Origin of the sequence: Lujinxingia sediminis (genome assembly GCF_004005565.1) — a bacterium.
GTDB classification, from domain to species: Bacteria; Myxococcota_A; Bradymonadia; order Bradymonadales; family Bradymonadaceae; genus Lujinxingia; species Lujinxingia sediminis.
Window position 1 is genome coordinate 154054 of sequence record NZ_SADD01000013.1, and the last position, 20404, is coordinate 174457.

At 63.4% G+C, this 20404-nt stretch carries 11 protein-coding genes and 1 pseudogene; 6 read left to right on the top strand and 6 right to left on the bottom strand.

Translation table 11 applies throughout. The features are described from left to right. Nucleotide 1: 1 nt before the first annotated feature. From EA187_RS21170 to EA187_RS17295, 4 genes and pseudogenes are all read right to left on the bottom strand, one after another. The gene (locus EA187_RS21170) at nt 2–241 is read right to left on the bottom strand and encodes a hypothetical protein (RefSeq protein WP_430687900.1); all 240 of its coding nucleotides are present in this window, start codon (nt 239–241) and stop codon (nt 2–4) included. Between the two features lie 33 nt (nt 242–274). Then, nucleotides 275–3943 (bottom strand): annotated as a pseudogene (locus EA187_RS17285) (tetratricopeptide repeat protein); the annotation flags it as partial. A 194-nt stretch (nt 3944–4137) separates the two neighbouring features. Continuing rightward, nucleotides 4138–6384, bottom strand: coding sequence for a helicase-associated domain-containing protein (locus EA187_RS17290; RefSeq protein ID WP_115604555.1), 2247 nt, complete (start codon nt 6382–6384; stop codon nt 4138–4140). Between the two features lie 2 nt (nt 6385–6386). Beyond that, entirely contained in the window at nt 6387–6611 is a 225-nt protein-coding gene (locus EA187_RS17295; RefSeq protein ID WP_127781059.1) for a hypothetical protein, read from the bottom strand. 232 nt (nt 6612–6843) lie between these two features. Here EA187_RS17295 and EA187_RS17300 point away from each other — a divergent pair, with 232 nt between their 5' ends. From EA187_RS17300 to EA187_RS17310, 3 genes are all read left to right on the top strand, one after another. Next, on the top strand, nt 6844–7752 hold the full coding sequence (locus EA187_RS17300; protein WP_115604551.1) for a hydroxymethylglutaryl-CoA lyase: 909 nt from the start codon (nt 6844–6846) through the stop codon (nt 7750–7752). Continuing rightward, nucleotides 7749–8780 (top strand): polyprenyl synthetase family protein, encoded by a 1032-nt coding sequence (locus tag EA187_RS17305; protein WP_115604549.1) that lies wholly within the window; start codon nt 7749–7751, stop codon nt 8778–8780. Before EA187_RS17300 ends, EA187_RS17305 begins: the two co-directional genes overlap by 4 nt. 78 nt (nt 8781–8858) lie before the next feature. Beyond that, nucleotides 8859–9749 (top strand): tryptophan 2,3-dioxygenase, encoded by an 891-nt coding sequence (locus tag EA187_RS17310; RefSeq protein WP_115604548.1) that lies wholly within the window; start codon nt 8859–8861, stop codon nt 9747–9749. A gap of 289 nt (nt 9750–10038) precedes the next feature. On the opposite strand, the gene EA187_RS17320 is transcribed toward EA187_RS17310, so the two are convergent. After that, nucleotides 10039–13986 (bottom strand): serine/threonine-protein kinase, encoded by a 3948-nt coding sequence (locus EA187_RS17320; protein WP_127781061.1) that lies wholly within the window; start codon nt 13984–13986, stop codon nt 10039–10041. A gap of 523 nt (nt 13987–14509) precedes the next feature. Here EA187_RS17320 and EA187_RS17325 point away from each other — a divergent pair. The 3 genes from EA187_RS17325 (at nt 14510) to EA187_RS17335 (ending at nt 18048) form a co-directional block, all read left to right on the top strand. Then, nucleotides 14510–15574: a hypothetical protein gene (locus EA187_RS17325; protein ID WP_115604544.1), complete on the top strand. Its 1065-nt coding sequence runs from the start codon at nt 14510–14512 to the stop codon at nt 15572–15574. A gap of 67 nt (nt 15575–15641) precedes the next feature. Then, the gene (locus EA187_RS17330) at nt 15642–16730 is read left to right on the top strand and encodes a thermonuclease family protein (RefSeq protein ID WP_164856365.1); all 1089 of its coding nucleotides are present in this window, start codon (nt 15642–15644) and stop codon (nt 16728–16730) included. 301 nt (nt 16731–17031) lie between these two features. Beyond that, a complete protein-coding gene (locus EA187_RS17335) occupies nt 17032–18048 on the top strand; it encodes a ChaN family lipoprotein (protein ID WP_127781063.1) in 1017 nt (338 codons plus the stop codon). Nucleotides 18049–18057: 9 nt separating this feature from the next. On the opposite strand, the gene pyrG is transcribed toward EA187_RS17335, so the two are convergent. Beyond that, a complete protein-coding gene (gene pyrG, locus EA187_RS17340; protein WP_347343340.1) occupies nt 18058–19698 on the bottom strand; it encodes a CTP synthase in 1641 nt (546 codons plus the stop codon). Nucleotides 19699–20404: the final 706 nt, after the last annotated feature.

The following is a 20404-nucleotide window of genomic DNA, read 5'->3' on the forward strand; positions in this document are numbered from 1 at the left end:
ATCAGCCGCCGAGCTCTTCGATCTGCTGAAGCATTTCACGGCGGGTGGCGTCGGGCACGGTCAGGCTAGCGGTTTCACGCAGGTAGGTCTTGAAGGACTCGATAGCCTGCGCGCGCTGGTTGAGCTCACGGTAGAGATAGCCCAGGCGGCGGTAGATCTCGGGGTTATTGTAGCCAAAACGGATGGCCTGCTGAAGGTGGCGGGCGCCTTGCTCGCGTTTCCCTTCGTAAATCAGGGCCATGCCGTACTGGTACTGGGCCAGGGGACGCTCTGGAGCCTTTTCGAGCGCGGCGCTGTAGTGCTCGATGGCGCCCGGGTAATTCTGTTCACGGAAGTTGGCTTCGCCCAGGGCAAACTGCGCCTCGACCATATCGGGCTTGAGCTCCAGGGCGCGCATGATGTCGACTTTGCCCGCACGGGTGGCACCGGTGCGGGCCAGAAGAAGTCCGCGCCGCACGTAGATCTCGGGGTTTTTCACGCCGTAGGTCGGATCGACGGTGGTCGCACGCTGGTACTGGGTCAGGGCCTGCGCTTCGCTCTCTTCATCCTCGAAGGTGCGTCCCATGAAGTAGTGGAACTCGCCATTGTTGGGCTGGTAGTCGAGCACGTGACCGAAGATGCGTTTGGCGGTGTTGAAGTCTTTCTCGGCCAGCGCGGTGCGGCCCACATAGAAGTAGGCTTCATGATAGCGCGGGTTGAGTTCGTAGGCTTTGTTGAAGTCTTCGCGTGCCGTCTCGTAGTTGCCGCGGTCGAAGTAGATGCGCCCGCGGATGAAGATGTACTCCTCATTGGAAGGCTCGGATTCGATGACTTTGTTGATCTCGTCGATCGCGCGATCGAATTGGCCGGCCTGACGGTAGGCATCCGCCAGATAGGCTGAGAGACGAATGTCTTCGATGCCCTCCGCGCGGGCGCGCTCCAGCAGTTCCAGGGCGCGCTCGCTCTGTGCGTCTTCGAGAAGCAGTCGCGAGAGGTTGAGGCGTGCATTCCAGAAGTTCGGGTCAAGGCGAAGGGCCTCTTCATTCCACTGGCGGGCGAGCGCTCGGCGCTCGGAGAGGCGGTAGTAGTCGGCAACCTGGGAGGCGATGGCCGCGTCGATGCCTTCGGGGCGCTCGGTGATGGCGCGGACATGCCCTTCGCCTCGGGCTACGTCGTTGTCGATGCGCCAGGCCAGCTGGGCCAGAGCAGCGTGGGCCGTCAGCAGGCTGGGGTCGATCTCGACGGCGCGCTCAAAGGCGCGGCGGGCTTCGTAGAAGGTGCCGCGCTGCATGTTGAGGCGGCCCAGGTAGAAGGGGAAGCGGGCGTCTTCGGGGAACTCTTTTTCGCCGTCTTCGAGTTTGAGGATGGCCTCGTTGTACTGCTCCAGGCCCATGTGTGAGCGCACGATGCCGAGCATCACCTCGGGGTCTTGCTGGCCAAGATTCTTGTTGGTCGTAAAGAAGTTGAGCGCTTCCTGGTACATCTCCGCGCGCTCGTACTGCTCGGCGAGCGCACGCAGGCTGTCGACGCGGGAGCTGTCGATGTTGAGGGCTTCGGTAAACATGGCGATCGACTCCTCGCTCTGCTGGCGCGCCATGTGGACCATACCCATAACGTGGTAGGACTCGCCGCGCTCCGCCGGTGAAGCCGATGCGCTGAGTTCGCTGATGATCTTGTCGAGGTGTTCGGTGGCATCGTTGAGGTCGCCGCCCTCGTAGTAGAGTTTGCCGGCGAGCAGCCGGGTGGCTACGTGATTGGGATCGGCGTTGCTGGCGCGCTCAAGCGCTTCGAGGGCCGCTGCGTTATCGTCTTTTGCTGCCAGAACCCGCGCATGCCAGTAATGAGGCGTGGCGGCGGCTTCATTGGCTTTGCTGGCCTCGTTGAGATGACGTTCCGCGTGCTCGAAGAGCGAGGTGTTGGCGGTCGTGTCGGAGGTTTCGGCACCTTCTTCTTGGGCCTCGGCGACGATGGCGTCGCCAGCCTCTACCGCGGCGGGTGCAGCGTCATCTCGGGCAGGGGAGGCTTCGCCTTCTTCTGCGCTGGCGTCGGTAGGAGCGGCCTCGTACTGGCCGTCCAGGCTGGCGAGCGCGTAGGCGACGCCGGCGCTCAGGTGAGCCCAGTAGGCGGACTCGGGGTTGGAAAATGCGGGTTCGGCGAGGGCCGCGGCAGCGTCAGCCTGGGCCAGGCGAGCCTCGTTGGCGGCCAGGGCTGCGGCAACCATCGGGTCGGCGCTTTCTGCGGCGAGCGATTCGGCCAGGGTTTCGGCGGCGGCGGCAACCGCGTCGTCCTCGTAACGGGTCAGATAGAGCGAGCGTCCCAGCAAGAGCAGGGCGGAGCTCGGCGGGGCGAGCTCGCCTTTTTGAGCGTCGGCGAAGAGCTCCTGGTAGGCGGCGTAGTTATCCTGGAGGACAAGTTCCGGATTGAGCGAGGTGATCGTGGGAGCAACCGGCGCCGGAGCCTGTTGAACCACGTCCTCCTGAGCGAAGAAGGAGGTGTAGATGCCAAAGCCAGCCGCGCCGAGCACGAGGACCGCGAGGACGGGGACACCGATGGCAGCCATTGCGCCGCGTTTTTTATCGGCGTCGACGGTTTTGGCGACGTTGGCACCGGCCGGGGCGCCGGCGCTGGCCGGGCGGTCGTCTTTGATGCCGGTGGAAGCCGGGCGAAAGGGGTCGTGACCTGCCGCGGCCTGGGGCTGCGGTCGGGAGCTGGGAGCTGCGGGTTGGCGGGGCGGTGGGGCCGAAGCAGCCGGAGCCGGGCCGCCCATCATATCGTCGCCCCAGTCGGCCTCGTTGACACCGAGGTCCTCGGCGTCGAAGGAGTCGTTCCCTACAAGTTGGCTGTCCCAGTCGTCGCCCTCGGGTTCTTCGTCGAGGAAGGAGAAGCCCTGATCGCCGCCCAGGAAGTCGTCTTCGTCGGCGGGAGCGTCGGAGAAGAGGGCGTCGTCGTCGAGCCTGGGGGCTTCAAAAAGGTCGTCGCCCTGGTCGAAGGGATCGGGGGCGTTTGCGCTGACGGGGGCGGCGAAGGGATCGTGGTTGGCCGGAGCGGCGAAGGGGTCTTCGTCTCGGGCAGCCGGAGCGGCGAAGAGGTCGTCGCTATCTTCGTCCATGCCCGGAACGGGGCCGAAGAGATCATCGCTGGGCTCGGCACCCATCGGGGCAGCGAAGAGGTCGTCGCTGTCGTCCTGATAGGTGTCCGGACTCACGGGAGCGGCGAAGAGGTCGTCGCTGGCCCTGGGTTTGGAGTTGTTCGGAGCGGCGAAGAGATCGTCGTCATCGTCGGCGTCCGCACCCATCGGAGCGGCGAAGAGATCGTCATCATCGTCGGCGTCCGCACCCATCGGAGCGGCGAAGAGGTCATCGTCGTCGGTGATCGGAGCGGCGAAGAGATCGTCGTCGGTGATCGGAGCGGCGAAGAGGTCGTCGTCGGCCGGTGTCGGAAGGTTTGCGTGGGCGGAGGTGGGCAGGTTGCTGCCCGCGGGGCTCGGAAGGTTGGCTCCGGCCGGTGCGGGGAGGTTCGAGCCAGCGGGCCTCGGCAGGTTGGCGGCCGCCACGCGGGGCAGGTCGCTGAGTTTGGGCCGGGGGAGATCGGCGGCGTCGCTCTTGGGTTTGGGAAGGTCGCCGAGTTTGGGGCGGGGTAGATCGCTGAGTTTGGGCCTAGGAAGATCAGGCACGCTGCGAGGGGTGGGGAGCGCGGGTCCGCCGGCAGAGGTCGGAAGATCTTGGACGCCGAGGCCAGCACGGGTGGTGTTGCCGGCGTCATCGGCGAAGGCGGCGACCTCCGAGATCGGCGTCCAACTCTCTTTGTCGGTCGAAACCTGCGCATCGGTGCCGAGCTTGTTGCCCTTGAGCATCAGCCGGATGGCGTTCTGGTCAAAGGGGCCGAAGACCTTACCGGTGGGGCGTTTGACGTAGTAGCGTTCCATCGCGTGTCGGGGATGCGGCCTCGCGGGGGAGGCGTCCATGTGGGATCGCCGGCTGGATGGGCGCACAGCTCGGGGCGTCTGAGGAGAGTAGTAGCGGCGGCAGGCCGATAAAGGCCCGCGGCGCGAAGTCGCTGCGCAGACTATGTTGGCGACCGGAGAGTCTGGCCTCAATGTATCGCGCGACCCCGGTCGTGGCAAGCAAAGGTGCGCGGTGCGAAAGAGGCCGGTCGGCCTTATTCGTCGCGGTCAAACGGGCTCTTGTGGAGGGTCAGACCGGTTTCTTCGAGGATCTCATCGAGGAGATCGCGGGCGTCAGCAGCGATGACGAAATGCAGGTGCCCCAGGCGGCGCTCGATGAGGTCGGGGGCTTCTTCAAGGCCTGCGAAGCGGTCCGCACTGAGGCGATCCTCGAAACTCAAGACGATGAGTTCTTCGGCAAGGTGAGCTCTGGCGGGGCGGTCGAGCTCGGCTTGCAGGCGCATCGCCTGGCCGGTGGGCAGTCCGCCGGGGCAGCGCGCGTCGAGGAAGGCGACGATCTGAGCTAAAGGGTCTTGGGAGAAGCGCGCGCGGATCTTTTCCATGTTGAGTGCGAAGAAGCGTGAGCGCGGCGATGATTCGTCTTCTACGACGTCGGTCAGGTATCCGAGCTCGACCTGGGTGACGACGTCGAGCTCATACGGGTCGGCCATGACCACCAGAGGGTCGACAAAGTAGAGGGTGCGGGCCGGTGCGCCTGTCGAACTCAGTGTGAGCGAGGGGTGAGCCTCGGCGGCGCGGCGGATGGCGTCGTGCTCGGCGGTGGTGACAAAGGCGTCCCGTGCGCCGAGACGAATGGCGCGGTGGGAGCTCTCTCGAAGATCATGTTCGAGCTGCCCGATGATCATATCGAAGCGTTCGGGATCGGGGTGGCGAAGGAGCACGCCCTGGCGATGGATCGTCAGGCGCTGGTGGACGCGCTCCCAGTCGTTGAGTTGGAAGGCGACCGCCTCAGGCACCGGCGTGTGTCCGAAGGTGTTGAGCAACTCGACGAGTGCTTTTGCACTCGCGCCCAGCGAATATCCGCGCTGCACGGACTCTGCTGCGAGCTGGAAGGTGGCGACGCGATCGGAGAGTTTGCGGCGTTCTCCGACGCGGTAGAGTTCGTGCAGAACCGAGACCGGGGCGTTGTCGAGAAAGACCATCACCTCGAAGTTAGGCTGCACAATCAGGCAGCCGCCTTGCGGGTTGGGGAGCTCCGAGCCTTCCAGTCCGAGCGCGCGGGCACCGCGTGGCGAGAGGCGGGCCACCCGCTGGTTGTCGTCGGTGCGTCCAAATTGCAAGAGGCCCGACCAGCTCAAGGTGCGCTCGAGCATCGCGTCGATAAACTGCGTGGGTTCGCACTGGCCGGCCATCTTCGAGAGGGTGCGATCGAGGTACTGGCGGTCGATCTGGGTGCAGAGTTCGGTGATCGCAGCCACCGAGGCCCACTCGCGAACCGAGGCGCGGCGCAGCACGGAGAGGACAAAGCCGCGCGCGCCGATCAGGGGTTCTCCGGTGGACTCTCGCTGGGAGAAATGCTGATCGTCGGCGCCACGCAAGGTCATCTCGGCCAGGCGCACGCTCTCCACTTCGTTCCAGTAGCGCAGGCGCTGAAGCGCCTCGCCCAGGCGGCGATCGCGCTCGGGGCCGGGCGCATGAAAATACTCCGCGAGGGCAGCGTCGCCGGTGCGGTAACGATCGCCGTCGGGCCCCAGAATGCCGAGCTCACGCCCCAGGGCAGCCAAAAAGGTCAGGTAGTCGAGCTGGTGAGGATCGTGAAGGTCGAGATCGCCTGCGACCTCGCCGAGTTGGCCGGGCATGCTGATGCCGCGGGCGGCGCGCGCCAGAGATCGACGGTTGGGCGTGCCGTCTTTATTAAGTTTGAGCGGGTCGCGGCGGATCAGCGAGGCGAGGTGCAGGAGGTTGAGCTCCAGATCGTCGACGGAGCTGATCGTGGGCTCGATGGTCACATCGTTGAAGGTGGGGACGTCGATGTTGAGCGCGTCCGGCGCGGCTTCGAGGTTGGCCAGGGTGGCCGGGGTCAGCGCCAGGTCGTGTTGCAAAAAGGATCCGCGCTCGAGCAGCACCTCGATGTCGCAGTCGTGGTCGGCGGCGGCCGGAATAGGGATAAGCAGGCCGGCGGCGATAAGCGAGGCCAGGGTGGGCTCGGATTCCCCAAACCCCCTCAGGAGCAGGTCGCGGCGGAGGTTTTCGCCGCGGCCGCGGCCGCCGCGCTCCTGGAGCAGCAAGAAGACTGCGCGTTCAAGCTCGGTGAGCGAAGCGGGATCGAGAGGTCGTTGGTCGGCGTCGTCGATCGCAGCGATCAGCGTCTCGACGCGGGGTTCGCAACGCCAGGCGCGGGCCAGAAAACGCACGCTGGCATCGGCGTAGCCTCGCTCCAGCAGGCTCCGAAACTCATCGGCGGCCAGCGGGCCGGAGGTTGATGGCCGGTCAGGTCGCATGCTCACAGAGCCTCCTGCGTGTCGGGGATAAGCTGCGGGCCGAGCACGCGGGGGAAGGTCCCCTGGGCGTGGAGGGTCTCAAGCACACCTTCGATCTCATCGGCGGGCACAAGCAGCGCCAGATCGCCGATGCGGCGAATATGCAGATCCAGGGGCTCAATCGCCCGCAGAGTCTCCTCGAGGATCGCTGCATCCTCGCAGAGCATGAGCGCGAGACCATGATTCACAACAAGCAGGTCTTGAGCCAACTTCGCATACCTCAGGCTGGGGTCGGGGGCGGAGCGCTCGCGACGGTGCGGGGCTCCGTGGACCATTCGTCCAAGAATAGGAGCAGGGCCGAAGGCGTGTCAACGTGGCTGGGCGGGCTACGTTGACACTCTTTTGTGGCGAGGGATAAGTTGGCCCTGACCGCAAAGTAAGCCCCAGAGTGCCCGAATTGACGCGGGCTTGAGGACCTTGATGGACGCAGATATTCGATTTTTTGAAGTGGGCCCGCGCGACGGGCTGCAGAATGAGTCGCGGGTGCTCTCGTGTGATGAGCGCGTGGCCATGATCGAGGGACTGGTCAAAGCCGGGGTGCGCGATGTGGAGATCGGCAGCTTTGTGCATCCGCGCTGGGTGCCGCAGATGGCGCAGACCGATGAGGTTGCCCGACAGATCCGGCGAGAGGAGGGGGTGCGTTACTGGGCGCTGGTTCCCAACCTGAAGGGGCTGGAGCGGGCGGCGGCGGCTGATGTCCGCCACGTGGCGGTGTTCATGTCGGCGACGGAGGCGCATAACCAGTCGAACCTCAACCGCTCGCTCGACGAGAGCCTGGCCGCGCTTAAACGCACCACCGAGGCAGCTGTGGCGCAGGGGATGGTCGTGCGGGCGTATATTTCGACGGTTTTTGGTTGCCCTTTTGAAGGGGATGTCGACTTTGAGCGGGTGCTCGAGATTGGCGAGGAACTTCTGGCCAATGGTGCCGAGCATCTCTCGCTGGGCGATACGATCGGTGCGGGCACCCCGCTGCAGGTTGCAGACGGGTGTGGGCAGGCAGTGGAGCGATTTGGTGTGGACCGGGTCGCGTTGCACCTGCATGACACCCAGGGGCTGGCGGTTGCCAGCGCGCTGCTTGCGTATCAGGCCGGTGTGCGACTTTTTGACGGCGCGGTGGGCGGCATGGGCGGCTGCCCTTACGCCCCGGGTGCGGCGGGAAATCTGGCCAGTGAGGATCTGGTCAACTTGATGCTCTCGATGGGCGCGCGGGTTGAGACCTCCCTGGACGGACTGTGTGAGGTCACCGACTGGCTCTCAGAGCAGGTCGGCCTGACCACCCGCTCGCGCTATTACCCTTATTGGCGGTCTCAACAGGAGCAGGACACGTGACGACGACGGAGCAGGCATTTCGAGAGCTGACGAAGGCTCATATGGGGCAGGTGTTGAGCTGCATCGCCGGCGCGGTCGAGATGGCCGGGTTGACCGGGTCAACATTGGGGCAGATGCTCGATTACCACATGCAGACCGGTGGCAAACGGTTGCGCGCGATGCTACCGCTGGCGGTGGCCGGGGCGCTGGGCAGGGAGCCCAACGCGCTGGTGGGGTTTGGGGCTGCGTGTGAATTGATCCACAACGCCACGTTGGTGCATGACGACCTTCAGGATGGTGATGAGGTGCGTCGTGGCCAGCCCACGGTTTGGAAGAAGTTCGGTCAGGCGCAGGCGATTAACCTGGGCGATGCGATGCTCTATCTGGCACCGATTTGTCTGGAGTCGGTCAAGGCATCGCCGGGCGTCCGTCAGCGCGTGCAGGCCCGGGTGTTTCGGGATGTGCTCAAAGTGATCGACGGGCAGGAGCGCGAGTTTGCGCTCCAGCAGCGTTCCACCGAGCACATCGATCAGGAGGCCTACCGCCTTATGGTGCGGGGCAAGACCAGCGGTCTTTTCGCGCTTCCGATGGCCGGTGCCGCCGAGCTCTGCGAGGCACCGGCTGAGGTGGTTGAGGCGTTGGAGGAAGCCGCGGGGCATCTGGGTGTGCTTTTTCAGATCCAGGATGACATCCTGGACCTCTACGGAGAGAAGGGGCGCGCTCAGGAGGGCAGCGATCTTCGTGAAGGGAAGATCTCGGCGCTGGTCGTGGCGTTCTGGCAGCGCGCAAATGACGCGGATCGTCGTCGTTTGATGCAGCTTTTGCGCGCCGACCGACATGCCAGCAGCGATGAAGATGTGCGCTGGGCGATTGAGGCGTTCCGGGAGCAGGGGGCACTCTCCGCGTGCCTGGCCGAGATCGATCAGCTTCGGGGACAAGCGCTTGCCAGTCCGGCTTTTTCGGCGTATCCCGATCTTCGTCGACTTCTGGAAGGTATGGCACAGATCTTCCTTGCTCCGATCGGCGACATCATGGAGTCCGTTGGCTGATCGTGACGGTCAGTCCGGGGACTCCATCTCCCACCTGCGCTCTCTGCGCGAGTTACCCCCCAGCGACGGACTGGCCCCATGAGCGACGAGAAAACCCGCAGCGGCTGCCCCTTTACTCAGGGGGACCTGGGCGGAGAAGATCTGGCCCCGGCCGGGGAACGACTGACGTATAATTCTTATCTTAAGGTGCCGCAGCTTCTGGAGCTGCAGAACTTTGAATCAAGCCCGCCGGCGCATGATGAGCTGCTCTTTATCATCATCCACCAGGCCTACGAGCTGTGGTTTAAGCTCATTCTTTTTGAGCTCGATCAGGTCGCCGAGGAGATGGAGAAGGGCGCTGTCCATGAGGCCTGGCGGCTGCTGCAGCGGGTTCTGAAGATCGAGACGTTGCTCGTGCAGCAGATCCATGTGCTGGAGACGATGACGCCGAGCGATTTTCTGAAATTTCGTCAGGCGCTAAATCCGGCCAGCGGGTTTCAGTCGATTCAGTTTCGGGAAGTTGAGTTTTTGACCGGGATCCGGGACACCTCGGTGATGCAACATATTGATCAGACCGATCACGATCATCGTCGGTTGACCGCGCGACTGTCCGAACCCTCGCTGCGCACGCGTTTCTACAAGCTGCTGCAACGGGAAGGTTTTGACGTGGTGGTGCCCGAGGAGGGCGAGGTGTTGGAAGGGGCTCGCCGCGAGCAGACGATGGCGGCGCTGGAGCCGCTCTACCGAGAGCCTAAGGAACGGTTTCATCTGTATACCCTGGCCGAGTCACTGGTGGAGCATGACCAGAATATATTGCTCTGGCGCTTTCATCACGTGCGGGTTGTGGAGCGGCTGATCGGGACGAAGCCGGGTACCGGAGGTTCAAGCGGGGTGGAGTATTTGAGCTCGACGCTGAAGAAGCGCGCCTATCCCATCTTGTGGGAAGTACGGGGACGTCTTTATGACGATGGCGTCTACGGTATGGGCTGAAACCCTGACCGGTGAAACCCTGACCGAGGGTCGATTTTTGCGGGTGTGAAATCTGACCGAGGGTCGATTTTTGCGGGTGTGAAATCTGACCGAGGGTCGATTTTTGCGGGTATGAAAATCTGACCGAGGGTCGATTTTTGCGGGTGTGAAATCTGACCGAGGGTCGATTTTTGCGGGTGTGAAATCTGACCGAGGGTCGATTTTTGCGGGTGTGAAAATCTGACCGAGGGTCGATTTTTGCGGGTATGAAATCTGACCGAGGGTCGTTGTGGTGAGGGGAGGGACGGGATCAGCGCGAGTTGAATGAGGCGATGACGTCGCTGAGCGCGCGGCGCAGTTGCTGACGCTGGGGAGCATCCGGGAGCGTGTCGAGCAGGCGCTGCATACCGCCGAGTCGTTGGTCCAGGCGTAGGTTGGGCGCGTGAGGGACGTGGATATAAGGGCGAAGGAGCACGAGGGTATCGCGAAGCCGCGGGCTATCCTGATCGATGTGGGCGAGCAGCGCTGTGCCCAGTAGGGCGAACATATTGGCGTAGGCGTGCCCGGTACGCTGAGCGTGGCGGGTGGCTTCGAGGAGTTCTTCGCGCGCGGTGTCAAAGTCGCCCAGGATAAGATTGAGTTTGACGATGCTGATGGTGCTCAGGCTGATCATCTCGCGATGTCCCATCACTCGGGCCTGCTGCTGGGCTCGGAGATAATGGGTTAATGCGGCGTCGATGTTGGTCTGAGCCTCCAGCGCCATGCCCATATAGAAGTCGAGCTGAGGGGCATAGAGTCCCAGCCCCAGGTGCTCCTGAAGGGAGATGACGTCGTTGAGGAATTCAATGGCGCGTTCGGGTTGGCCGCCCTCGATGCGAAAGAGCGCGCGGAAGATCGTGGAGAGTGCCCAGCCGTGGCGGTCGTCAAGGTCTTCGTGGAGTCTGACGGCATCGTCTGCCAGCTTGCGCGCGCCCGTGATGTCGCCGCGAAGCCAGTGGAGTTCAGCCTCCAAGAGAAGATCTTTGGCCACGCCGTAGAGATGTCCCAGGCGTTCGTGCAACTCACGGGCGCGGCGCAGGTGATCTGCGCTTCGGTCGAGGTGGGTGGAGCGCCGGAAACACAGGGCTAGCGCCAGGTTGGCGTTGGCCATGGCGAGCACGTCGCCGTAGTGTCGCGCGGCGTTCATGGCCTGGCGTGCCAGCGCTTCGCTGCGCTCCAGGCCGTCGACGATCATGCAGATCTGGGAGGCTTCGATCAGGGCCAGCGCATGAGCGCGGTGGTCACCGATGTGTCGGGCATGATCGAGCGCCTCTCCGACCAGGCTCCAGGCCTGGCGCAGCTCACCGCTGGCGTAGGCGCAGCGCGAGAGCGCGAGCGTGGCGTCGACCTCGGCGCGCGGATCGCCCTCCCGGTGCGCGGCCTGGCGCACCATTTCCAGGTCGTGCCGAGCGCGGCTGTAGCGCCCGCGAAAGCGGGCGAGGTCGGCCTGACCCAGAAGCACTCGGCGCAGCCCGGCGCGATCGTCGAGGACGACGCAGAGCTCGGAGGTTCGTTTGAGGAGCGCCTCGGCCTCGTCGAGATGGCCCTGGAGACGAACGATGTCGGCGAGGTGCTCACGGGCCTGAGCCTCGTTGGCGACGTGATGGGCGCTTTCGGCGTGTGCGATCGCCTCGCGCAGGGCATCTTCGGCCGGGCCAAATTCGCCGGCGTGGTGGTAGAGACGTCCCTGCTGCAGGCGTAGCGCGCTGAGGGAGGCATGATCGATGTGTCGTGCGCCGAGGATCTGCGGCTCAGCCCGGCGCAGCAGGCGAAGCGCCTCGTGCACTCGATGTTCGCGCTCGGCCTCGGCGGCGGCGCGTAGCCACCAGGGCAGGGCGCGTTCGCGCTGCGCGCTTCGTTCCAGGTGATCGGCGATCGCCTCGCATTGAGCGGCGTCGGGCGAGTCCTCTTCCTCGATCAGCGCGCGGGCCGCGTGGCTGTGAAATGCGCGCCAGTCGTCGATGCTCTCCACCATGCGAAGCAGCGAGGCTCGGTGGAGGGGATGAACAAAGGCGTAATGTCGGGAGTCATCCTCATCACCCTCGCGTCGGAGCAGTCCCACCTCGTGGAAGAGCTCGAGCAACGCTCCGATCTGTTGTGCGAGCCTGGGCTGGCCGTCGGCGTGAATGGCGCGCGCGAGCGTAGCCGCTTTAAAACGATCGCCAATGAGCACAACGCGATGCAGTAGCGCGCGAAGCCAGGGCTCCTGGGGATGATTGCGCAGCAAGCGCTCAGCACGCGTGATCACCAGTTGCTGAAGATCCGGTGGCACCAGAGAGGAGAGTGCAACCGAGGGGTCTTGTAGATCGAAGGTCCCGGAGCGCTCCGAGGCCTGCAACTGCTCGGTTTCGAGAAGATGACGCACTATGTGGATGAGCAGCGCGGGGTTGCCTCCGGCCAGATCGAGCAGCTCGCGTTCCAGGCCCCGGGCCAGCGGCGTGAGGCGGTGAAGGATCTCGCCCATTGTGCTCTTGGAGAGCGGTTCGAGATGATGGTGCGCCATGGGGACCGAGCCGCTATGAAGCCAGCGATCGAAATGGCGCTGCGATCGAGCGGTGAACACAAGAGCGAGCGGTCGGGGCTTTTGCGAGAGGTTCTCCAAAAGCTGATCGATCAGACGTTGACTGAGCGGATCGGCGTAGTGAATGTCCTCCAGGATCAGCAGCAGTGCGCTGCGCTCGCTGAAGCGAAAGAGGGCGTGAATCACCTGGTGAAGCGGATGAACGACTGCTGTGGCCGCGTGCGACGAGATGTTTTGCGGGGTAGCAGCGAGCGCGTTGAGGGCCTCCTTCAGGCGCAGGCCCAGGGCGGGGTCAGCGCTGCGCTGTGCGTCGGTGAGGGGCTCGAGTGCCCGGCGGAGGGCCTCCAGCGGGGCGCCGCGACGACGGCACTGACCGAAAAGGGTGTGCGCGTGTTGGGTGGCCTGCTGGCGCAGTTGCCAGGTCTCCACCAGGGTGCTTTTTCCCTGGCCAGACTCTCCGCTGATCAGGAAGAGTCCGCCATTGATCGCTGCGGATTTATACCAGCGCTCCAGCGCATCGAGCGCGGCGTGACGGCTCAGCAGTGGGAGTTGAGCGGCGCGAAGATCGAACTCGGCGAGGGCGGAGGGAGGTTTCGGCGCGTCCACACATGTGGCCGAAGCGCTCTCCGGGGAGAAGGTTTCACGCGCGCTGGTTGCAAGATCCCGCTCGGTGGGAGCGAAGGGGTTGAGTGGCAGCTCCGGCGGGCTGGGGTTGGTAGGCTCGGTGCCGGGGATCGAGTCGGAGTTTTGAAGTCCCGTCGTAGGGATGCTGCGTGCCAGGCGAGCGAGTGCAGGCTGTGAGCCCGGGGCTCGATCTTCCGGGCTCTGTCGGGCGAGAAACCAGCTCAGCGCCGAGCGCGCGTCGGCAAAACGCCCGCGCACCTCTTTGCGGGTTGCCCTTACAATGAAGCGTCCCAGGGTCGTTGCAGCGAGTGACTCCGGGAGGTCGGGCAGGGGGGCTTTCACCTGTTTGAGCAGGATGTCCATCGGGTTTGGGCCGTCGAAGGCCGGCTTTCCGATAAGCGCCTCGTAGAGCACCAGGCCCACCGCATAGACATCACCCGGTGGGCCCACAGGCTCGCCGTAAGCATGCTCCGGAGACATGTACTGTGGTGTTCCACAGACCTCGCCCTCCGCGGTCAGCGAGGGGCCCTGGTAGAGGGTTGCGCTCGGGTCACCGATGAATTTGCTCAACCCGAAGTCCAGCACCTTGATGTGCAGAGGAGCTTCGGGCGGGGTCTCGCACATGAAGATGTTTTCGGGTTTGAGATCGCGGTGCACCAGCTGGCGCTCGTGGGCCTCTTCAAGGCTTCCCAGGAGTTGTTCGAGAAGTTGGCTTCCCTGCTCAAGGTTCAGTGGCCCGCGGCGCAGCACGCGCTCGCGCAGGTTCTCCCCGATGAGCAACTCCATGGCGACGTAGAGCAAGCCGCGCGGAGTCTGACCGTAGTCAAAGAGCGTGATGGTGTGGCGATGGTGCAGGCCGCTCGCGTGAAAGACCTCGCGGCGAAAGCGCTCCACCTCACGCTCGTTATGGGCAACCTCCGGATGGAGAAACTTCAGCGCCACGTCGCGGGCGATGGCCTCCTGGCGCGCCTGGTAGACGACGCCGTAGCCACCGCGCCCGAGTTCCTTGACGATACGATAACGACCGGCGATAAGGTCCCCGATTTCGGGGAGTTGCGCTGGGACAGGGCTCAAGACGGACTCGATTCTGGGACGCTGAACGGAGGGGCAGAGGATTTCTTCTAAATTATGGCGGATCGACGGCAGCCTCACAAGCAGGCGAACCTGGCTGCGCCTCGGGCGTGTTGCGCGGCTCTATCTGCCAGAGGGGGAAAGGAAGTCACGCCGAGACCCGAGGCCAGAAAATGTACGAGATGTCTCAGATACCGCGCACGTTCCGATGCCGAGGATTGTGGAGTAGGACCTCGGCCGAGGCGTTTTCAACGGAGTCTGGCAATCCGGGGGCGATGCGCCGGGGCCGGGGGGGCACGGCAGTGCACTTCGGGCTAGGTGTGTCGGTTGGGACGTTGTCGGAGGGGGCCGAAACCGGTTGAGTTCCACACAAATGCGGGGATGCGCGCCGGGCGGGGCTGCGAGAATCGAGAAACTGTTTTGAAACAGGGCAATTTCGCTGTAGTTGTGAGTGGCTTTGAAAGGTGTATGGCAGAATTATTATCGGAGAGCGACGATGACGCGACACTCAAAACGAACGGGTCTGATGGTGGTAATGATGGCGGCGCTCGTCGCGAGCGCGGCTCCGGCCTTGGCGCAGGAGAGCGCGGCGGCTGAGGAGACACCGGGGGCGGAGGCATCCTCGGAGAGCGCCGAGTCGTCAGACGCGAGCGAAGAGGGGGAGGTCGCTCAGGCCGAGGGTGAGTCAAGCGACGAGGGCGAAGCGTCCGAAGAGGAGGGGGCGTCGGAGGAAGACGATGCCGAGGGCGAAGGCACGACGACCGAAGATGACGAAAGTCAGAGCGGGGAGGAAGGCTCCGAGGAGGCGTCTTCCGAAGAGGACGCTTCGCAAGAGGATGCTGAAGAGGAAGGTTCCGAAGAGGAAGTTGGCGAAGACGCCGATTCGAAAGAGACCACCGACGAGGGCGAAGAGGACGAGAGCGGTGAGGATGAAGGGGAAGATCCCTTCGCGGAGGCCGATCGTCTGTTGGGCTCCGAGGGGGAGGAAGATGACGATCCCTTCGATGAGCCTTTTGAGATGACGTGGGGCGGCCGGGTGGAGGCGGGCTGGTTCTTTACGGACTTCGGTCGCTTTAACGAGTATGTGCTTGAGCCTAATGGCCGCGCGGCGTTTGATGACGGGGGCGCCACCCACATCGATCTTGCGGTGGAGGCGATGTTCATCCGCGGGTTGCGACTCTCGGTGACCGGTGGGGCGAGTTTCAACTGGGGTGGCGAGCCCTCGGTGGGGGCCTGGTACATTGGTCTGGAGCCGGCCTATGCGGTGGGCGACAACACCTGGGAGATGGCGGTCGGTTTGAGCGCAATGGTCGGCTCGTTGCAGCTTGCCGTCGGTGAGGATGAGATGAACACCTCGCTTACCGTGCTGCGTCCCTTCTTTGAGGTCAGCCGGCATTTCCCTGACGCCTCCAGTGCTGTGTATCTGCGCGCGGGCTTCAACCAGTGGCATATCTACAACCCGACCTCCGATACGCTCAATCTGGAGGCAGCTGATGGCGGTGAGCTCGACTCTTTCTGGCTCAGTGATGGTGGATTTTATCTGGCCATCGGCGGGCGCTTCGGGAAGCTGACGCAGCCTGAGATCGAGTGATATCGGCATCCGACCGATTGCGCCTGGCAGCAGGAGCGTACGGTTTGGAGATCCGCACGAGGTAATGATGCGAGAGCGCCCCGCGTTGTTAACAATGGTTTTGTTACTCGCGGGGCTTCTCTGTGTGGGGGGAGGCTGCGACGCCGTGGAGGTGGCGCGCCAGTCTGTGGAGACGTGGCAGCACTCGTTGACTGCGAAAGTCTCAGAGCAGGCAGAGGCTCTCGAGCCGCTCGGCGAACTTCAGCCAGCTGAGTTGCGGAAGAGCGGGGTGGTCGACGGTGACACTCTTCGTCTGGTGGGCTTCGATAAGAGCGTGCGGGTTTTATGTCTGGACAGTGAGGAGGCGCTTCGCGGCGAAGAGCTTGAGCGGGCCGAGGCGGACTGGGAGGGGTATCAAAAGGAGCGAAAAGGTAAGGGTCGCTTTACTCGAAGCTACGGCACCTTTGTGGGGAATGAAGCAACGGCCTGGGCGCGCGAGTTCTTTGGGGGGCGGAGGGAGGTGTTTGTCGAATACGCCTCGGAGCGCCATACCCGTGACTTCTTCGGGAGGCATCTGGCACATATCTGGGTGAGAGAAGCGTCCGGAGAGTGGCTGAACTTCGGTGTGGAGGCGGTGCGCGCGGGCTGGTCGCCGTACGCCACTGAGTACGGCCATTGCGAGCCTTATCGCGGGCATTTTGAGCAGGCGCAGCGCGAGGCGCAGAAGGCCACGCGCGGCATCTGGCGTGACGGAGTACGTGGTTACGATGACTACCCGAAGCGTTTTGAGGAATGGGCCCCGCGTGCGCGTCAGATTGGGCTTTTTCGAGAGCGCCTGGGCGATCATCCGGAGGTCATTGAGCTGGGCACGGATACGGCGATGGCGCGTCTTCGGCTGAAAGTGGGTGGACGGGTCGTGGTGTTCGGGTCGGTCGATCGTTATTCCCCTCGGGGGCGGCCGCCTAAGCTCTACCTTCGTCATCGCTATCGCGAGGAGTTGATGGTTCAGGCGCCGGGGCCGGTGCGTTTTGCTGATATGACGAAGTCGGATTTTGAGCCGCGGGAGTTCGTCTATGTGGAGGGGAAAGTGGAGATGTTTCGCGGCAATCCCATGGTAGTGATTGACGCGCAGAGTTTTGTTCGGTCAGGCGATGATCCGCCTGAGCTTTCGCCGTGATCGGCGTTTCAGATATGACCCCGGGTCGTTTTTGGAATGACCCCGGGTCGTTGGCGAGATGACCGTGGGCGGTCGAGAGAGCGTGATAAAAATAGCAGTGTACCCGGGCAAATGTGATGACCCCGGGTCGATTGTGGAATGACCCCGGGTCGATTTTGGAATGACCCCGGGTCGTTGGCGAGATGACCCCGGGTCGTAGAACGTGCGCAGAAAGCCTGAGCGATAGTTCGGGGGGCGTACTTCGAGCAAGTCGGTGCGCTGAGCATGTAGAGAGTTGACGGAAGTGTGCCGGGAGGTCGGTATGGAGTTGGATGTGCGGGGAGTTAGGGTTGGGGTAACGATCGGGCTATTGATGGCGATGGGGTGCGCCGGCGCTCCGAGCGCATCTTCGTCCGGGGATCTGCAGGCGCAGACGTCGGCTGACCTCGCTTATGCCGAGCTTGCGCCGGGCATCTGGGAGGTTGCCTCCGGCAAGCGCCTGGAAGAGGCGGAGTTGCTGGCGCGGCTCATGGACGCGCGCTACGTGATCGCGGCGGAGTCTCACGATGATCCCTGGCATCATGTTGTGCAGAGCCGGATTTATCGCGGAATAAGCCAGCGAGCCGAGGGCCCGGTAGCGCTGGGGGTGGAGATGGTCGAGGCGCGTTTTCAGCGGGCGCTCGATGCCTACGTCGCCGCGGAGATCGATGAGGCGCAGATGCTTCAACGTGTGGAGTGGGAGGCGCGCTGGGGCATGGACTGGGCGATGTACGCCCCGATGTGGCGAGTGGCCCGGGAGTTTGCGCAGCCCATTATCGCTCTCAACGCCCCGCGTGAGCAGGTGCGTCGTATGGGGCGAGGAGGACTTGAGGGGCTTGCGGAGGAAGAGCGTGCCGAGCTCCCCGAATTGGATCTGAGTGACGCAAACTACCGAGCATGGCTGGGCTCGATCTTCGCCTCCCACGGTATGGGTGACGACGAGGAAGCGCTTGATCGCTTCTTCGCAGCACAGGTGCTCTGGGACGAGACGATGGCGCACAATGCTGTTCTCGCCTTGGTCGAGAATCCGGCCATCGAAGCGATGGTGCTTCTGGTCGGCCGCGGACACGCCGAGCGCGGTTTCGGGATTTCTCCGCGCATCGTGCGTCGGTTGGTCGCGCGAGGAGAAGCCGAGGCGGTTGCTGACGGCGGGGTGATCGTCGTCGTGCCGGTCAGCACTGTCGACGAGTATGGCGAGCGCATGGGTGAGTACCGCCGCCTGAACTTCCTTCAAGAAAACAACATCGCCGACTTCGTGTGGATCGAAGCCGGCGATGCAGATGACGAGCGCGAAGATTAAGCCATCAGCTCAACTCTCGCTCGACGCGTCGCTATGTTGCTGCTGGCTGGCGAGGCAGGCCGAGATGTAGCTTGCGAAGAGCGGGTGGGCCTGACCCGGACGGCTCTTAAATTCAGGGTGGGCCTGACAGCCAATGAACCAGCGCTGCTCGGGAAGTTCGATCATCTCCACGAGCACGCCGTCGGGAGAGGTGCCGCTGAAGACCAGTCCGGCTTCTTCAAGGGCGGGACGAAGCGCGTTGTTGACCTCGTAGCGGTGACGGTGACGCTCGCTGATGAGTGTGTTGCCGTAGATCCGCGCCGAGTGGCTTTCGTCTTGAAGCACGCAGTCATAGGCACCCAGGCGCATAGAGGCACCCTTGTCTTTGACGTGTTCCTGCTCGGCCATCAGGGCGATCACCGGGGCGGACGTCTGAGGGTTGAACTCGGTGCTGTTGGCATCTTTGAGTCCGGCGACGTTGCGTGCGAACTCCACTACCGCCAGCTGCATGCCCAGGCAGATGCCGAAGAACGGGATGTCATTTTCACGTGCGTAACGCACCGCGCGGATTTTGCCCTCGGTGCCGCGCTTTCCAAAGCCGCCAGGCACCAGGATACCATCGCATTCGCCGAGCAAATGCTCGGCTTCGAGCTGCTCGAGATCTTCGGAGTCGATGAACTTGAGTTTCACGCGCACTTCGTTGGCGATGCCCGCGTGAAAGAGCGCCTCGTTGAGCGACTTATAGCTGTCGGTCAGGTCGACATACTTGCCCACAATGCCCACGGTGACTTCCTGGCGAGGGTTGTGGATACGGTCGACGATTTTGCGCCATTCGGTCAGGTCGGTGCCGCGCGACCAAATGTTGAGCGCGGTGGCAAGCTCGTGGTCGATGCCTTCTTCGGCCAGGAGCACCGGGACCTCGTAGATGGACTTGGCGTCGCGGGCGGTGACCACGCGCTCGGTCGGCACATTGCAGAAGAGCGCGATCTTGCGCTTGATATCGCGCGGCAGATCGCGGTCAGAGCGGCAGACCAGAAAGTCGGGTTGGATGCCGATCTCGCGCAGCTGTTTGACCGAGTGCTGGGTCGGTTTGGTTTTGACCTCGTCGGCCGCCGGCATGTAGGGGACCAGCGTCACGTGCAAAAACACCGCATTTTCTCGCCCGAGCTCAATGCCCAGCTGGCGAATCGCCTCCAAAAAGGGAAGCGATTCAATATCGCCGACAGTCCCGCCAACCTCCACAAACATCAGATCGCAGTCTTCGGAGGCGTCGAGTACCCGGGCTTTGATCTCATCGGTGATGTGCGGGATCACCTGTACAGTCGCCCCCAGATACTCGCCGCGTCGCTCTTTGGCGATGACCGAATCGTAGACCTGTCCGGTGGTGAAGTTGTTACGCCGGGTCATGCGCGTGGATGTAAAACGCTCGTAATGCCCCAGATCCAGGTCGGTCTCCGCGCCATCGTCGGTGACAAAGACCTCTCCGTGTTGGAAGGGGTTCATCGTCCCGGGGTCGACGTTGATGTAGGGGTCGAGCTTAATGAAACTTACCCGCAGGCCGCGGTTCTCCATCAGCGCGCCCAGGCCTGCGGCGGTGATTCCTTTGCCGAGGCTGGAGAGCACGCCGCCGGTGATAAAGACAAACTTCGTGGTGCGCTGCCTGGTCATAATTACGACTCACTTCGAGGGGAGAGGAGGAGGGAGGGCGTAAGGTGGGAGACACCCGGGATTTGGGGGGGGCGTCGATGGCGCGCACTATAATGAGCAGGGGGGGGACTGGCAACCTCACCGCGGTGTCGCTGAGCGTGTGGGCGATTGCGCAGTGTTCAATAGCGCTCGTCCGCGACCGCGGCTCGTTCGCCATACGCATGCATAGCCTGGCTATACATTGCCTCGAGGCTGGCTGGGGAGCCGGGGGGCTCCTGGCGCTAGTGAATGAACCACGGAGGGGATGGGGGGATCACGTTGACCGTAGGCGGGAGTGTGACTGACGGGGGGCCTGGAGAACTCCAGTGACGTTCGTTCTGGACGAGAACGGAGGCGCAGGCTGAGCTTGAAGCGACGTGAAGATCAGATCTCTGACTGCGCGGCAAGACAGGCGCTAAAAACCTACGCGTATGCACATCGTGCGCCCGTCATTGGGCGACCGTCGGTCGCCTCAAAAATGACCGTGGGTCGCCAGACGGTGCACCATGAGAGGTCCTGCATGAAGTCACAGTCGGATCCGAGGCGCCTATGTGGCAGTCGCGCCTGAACGAAGCGGTCGCGGTGAAATTGCTTGCGACAAGAACGACGGCGCGTCACACCGGCAACTTTAAGAACTTGAAAATATGATCGTAAAAATATGACCGTGGGTCACTCCGGTGACTGACCGTGG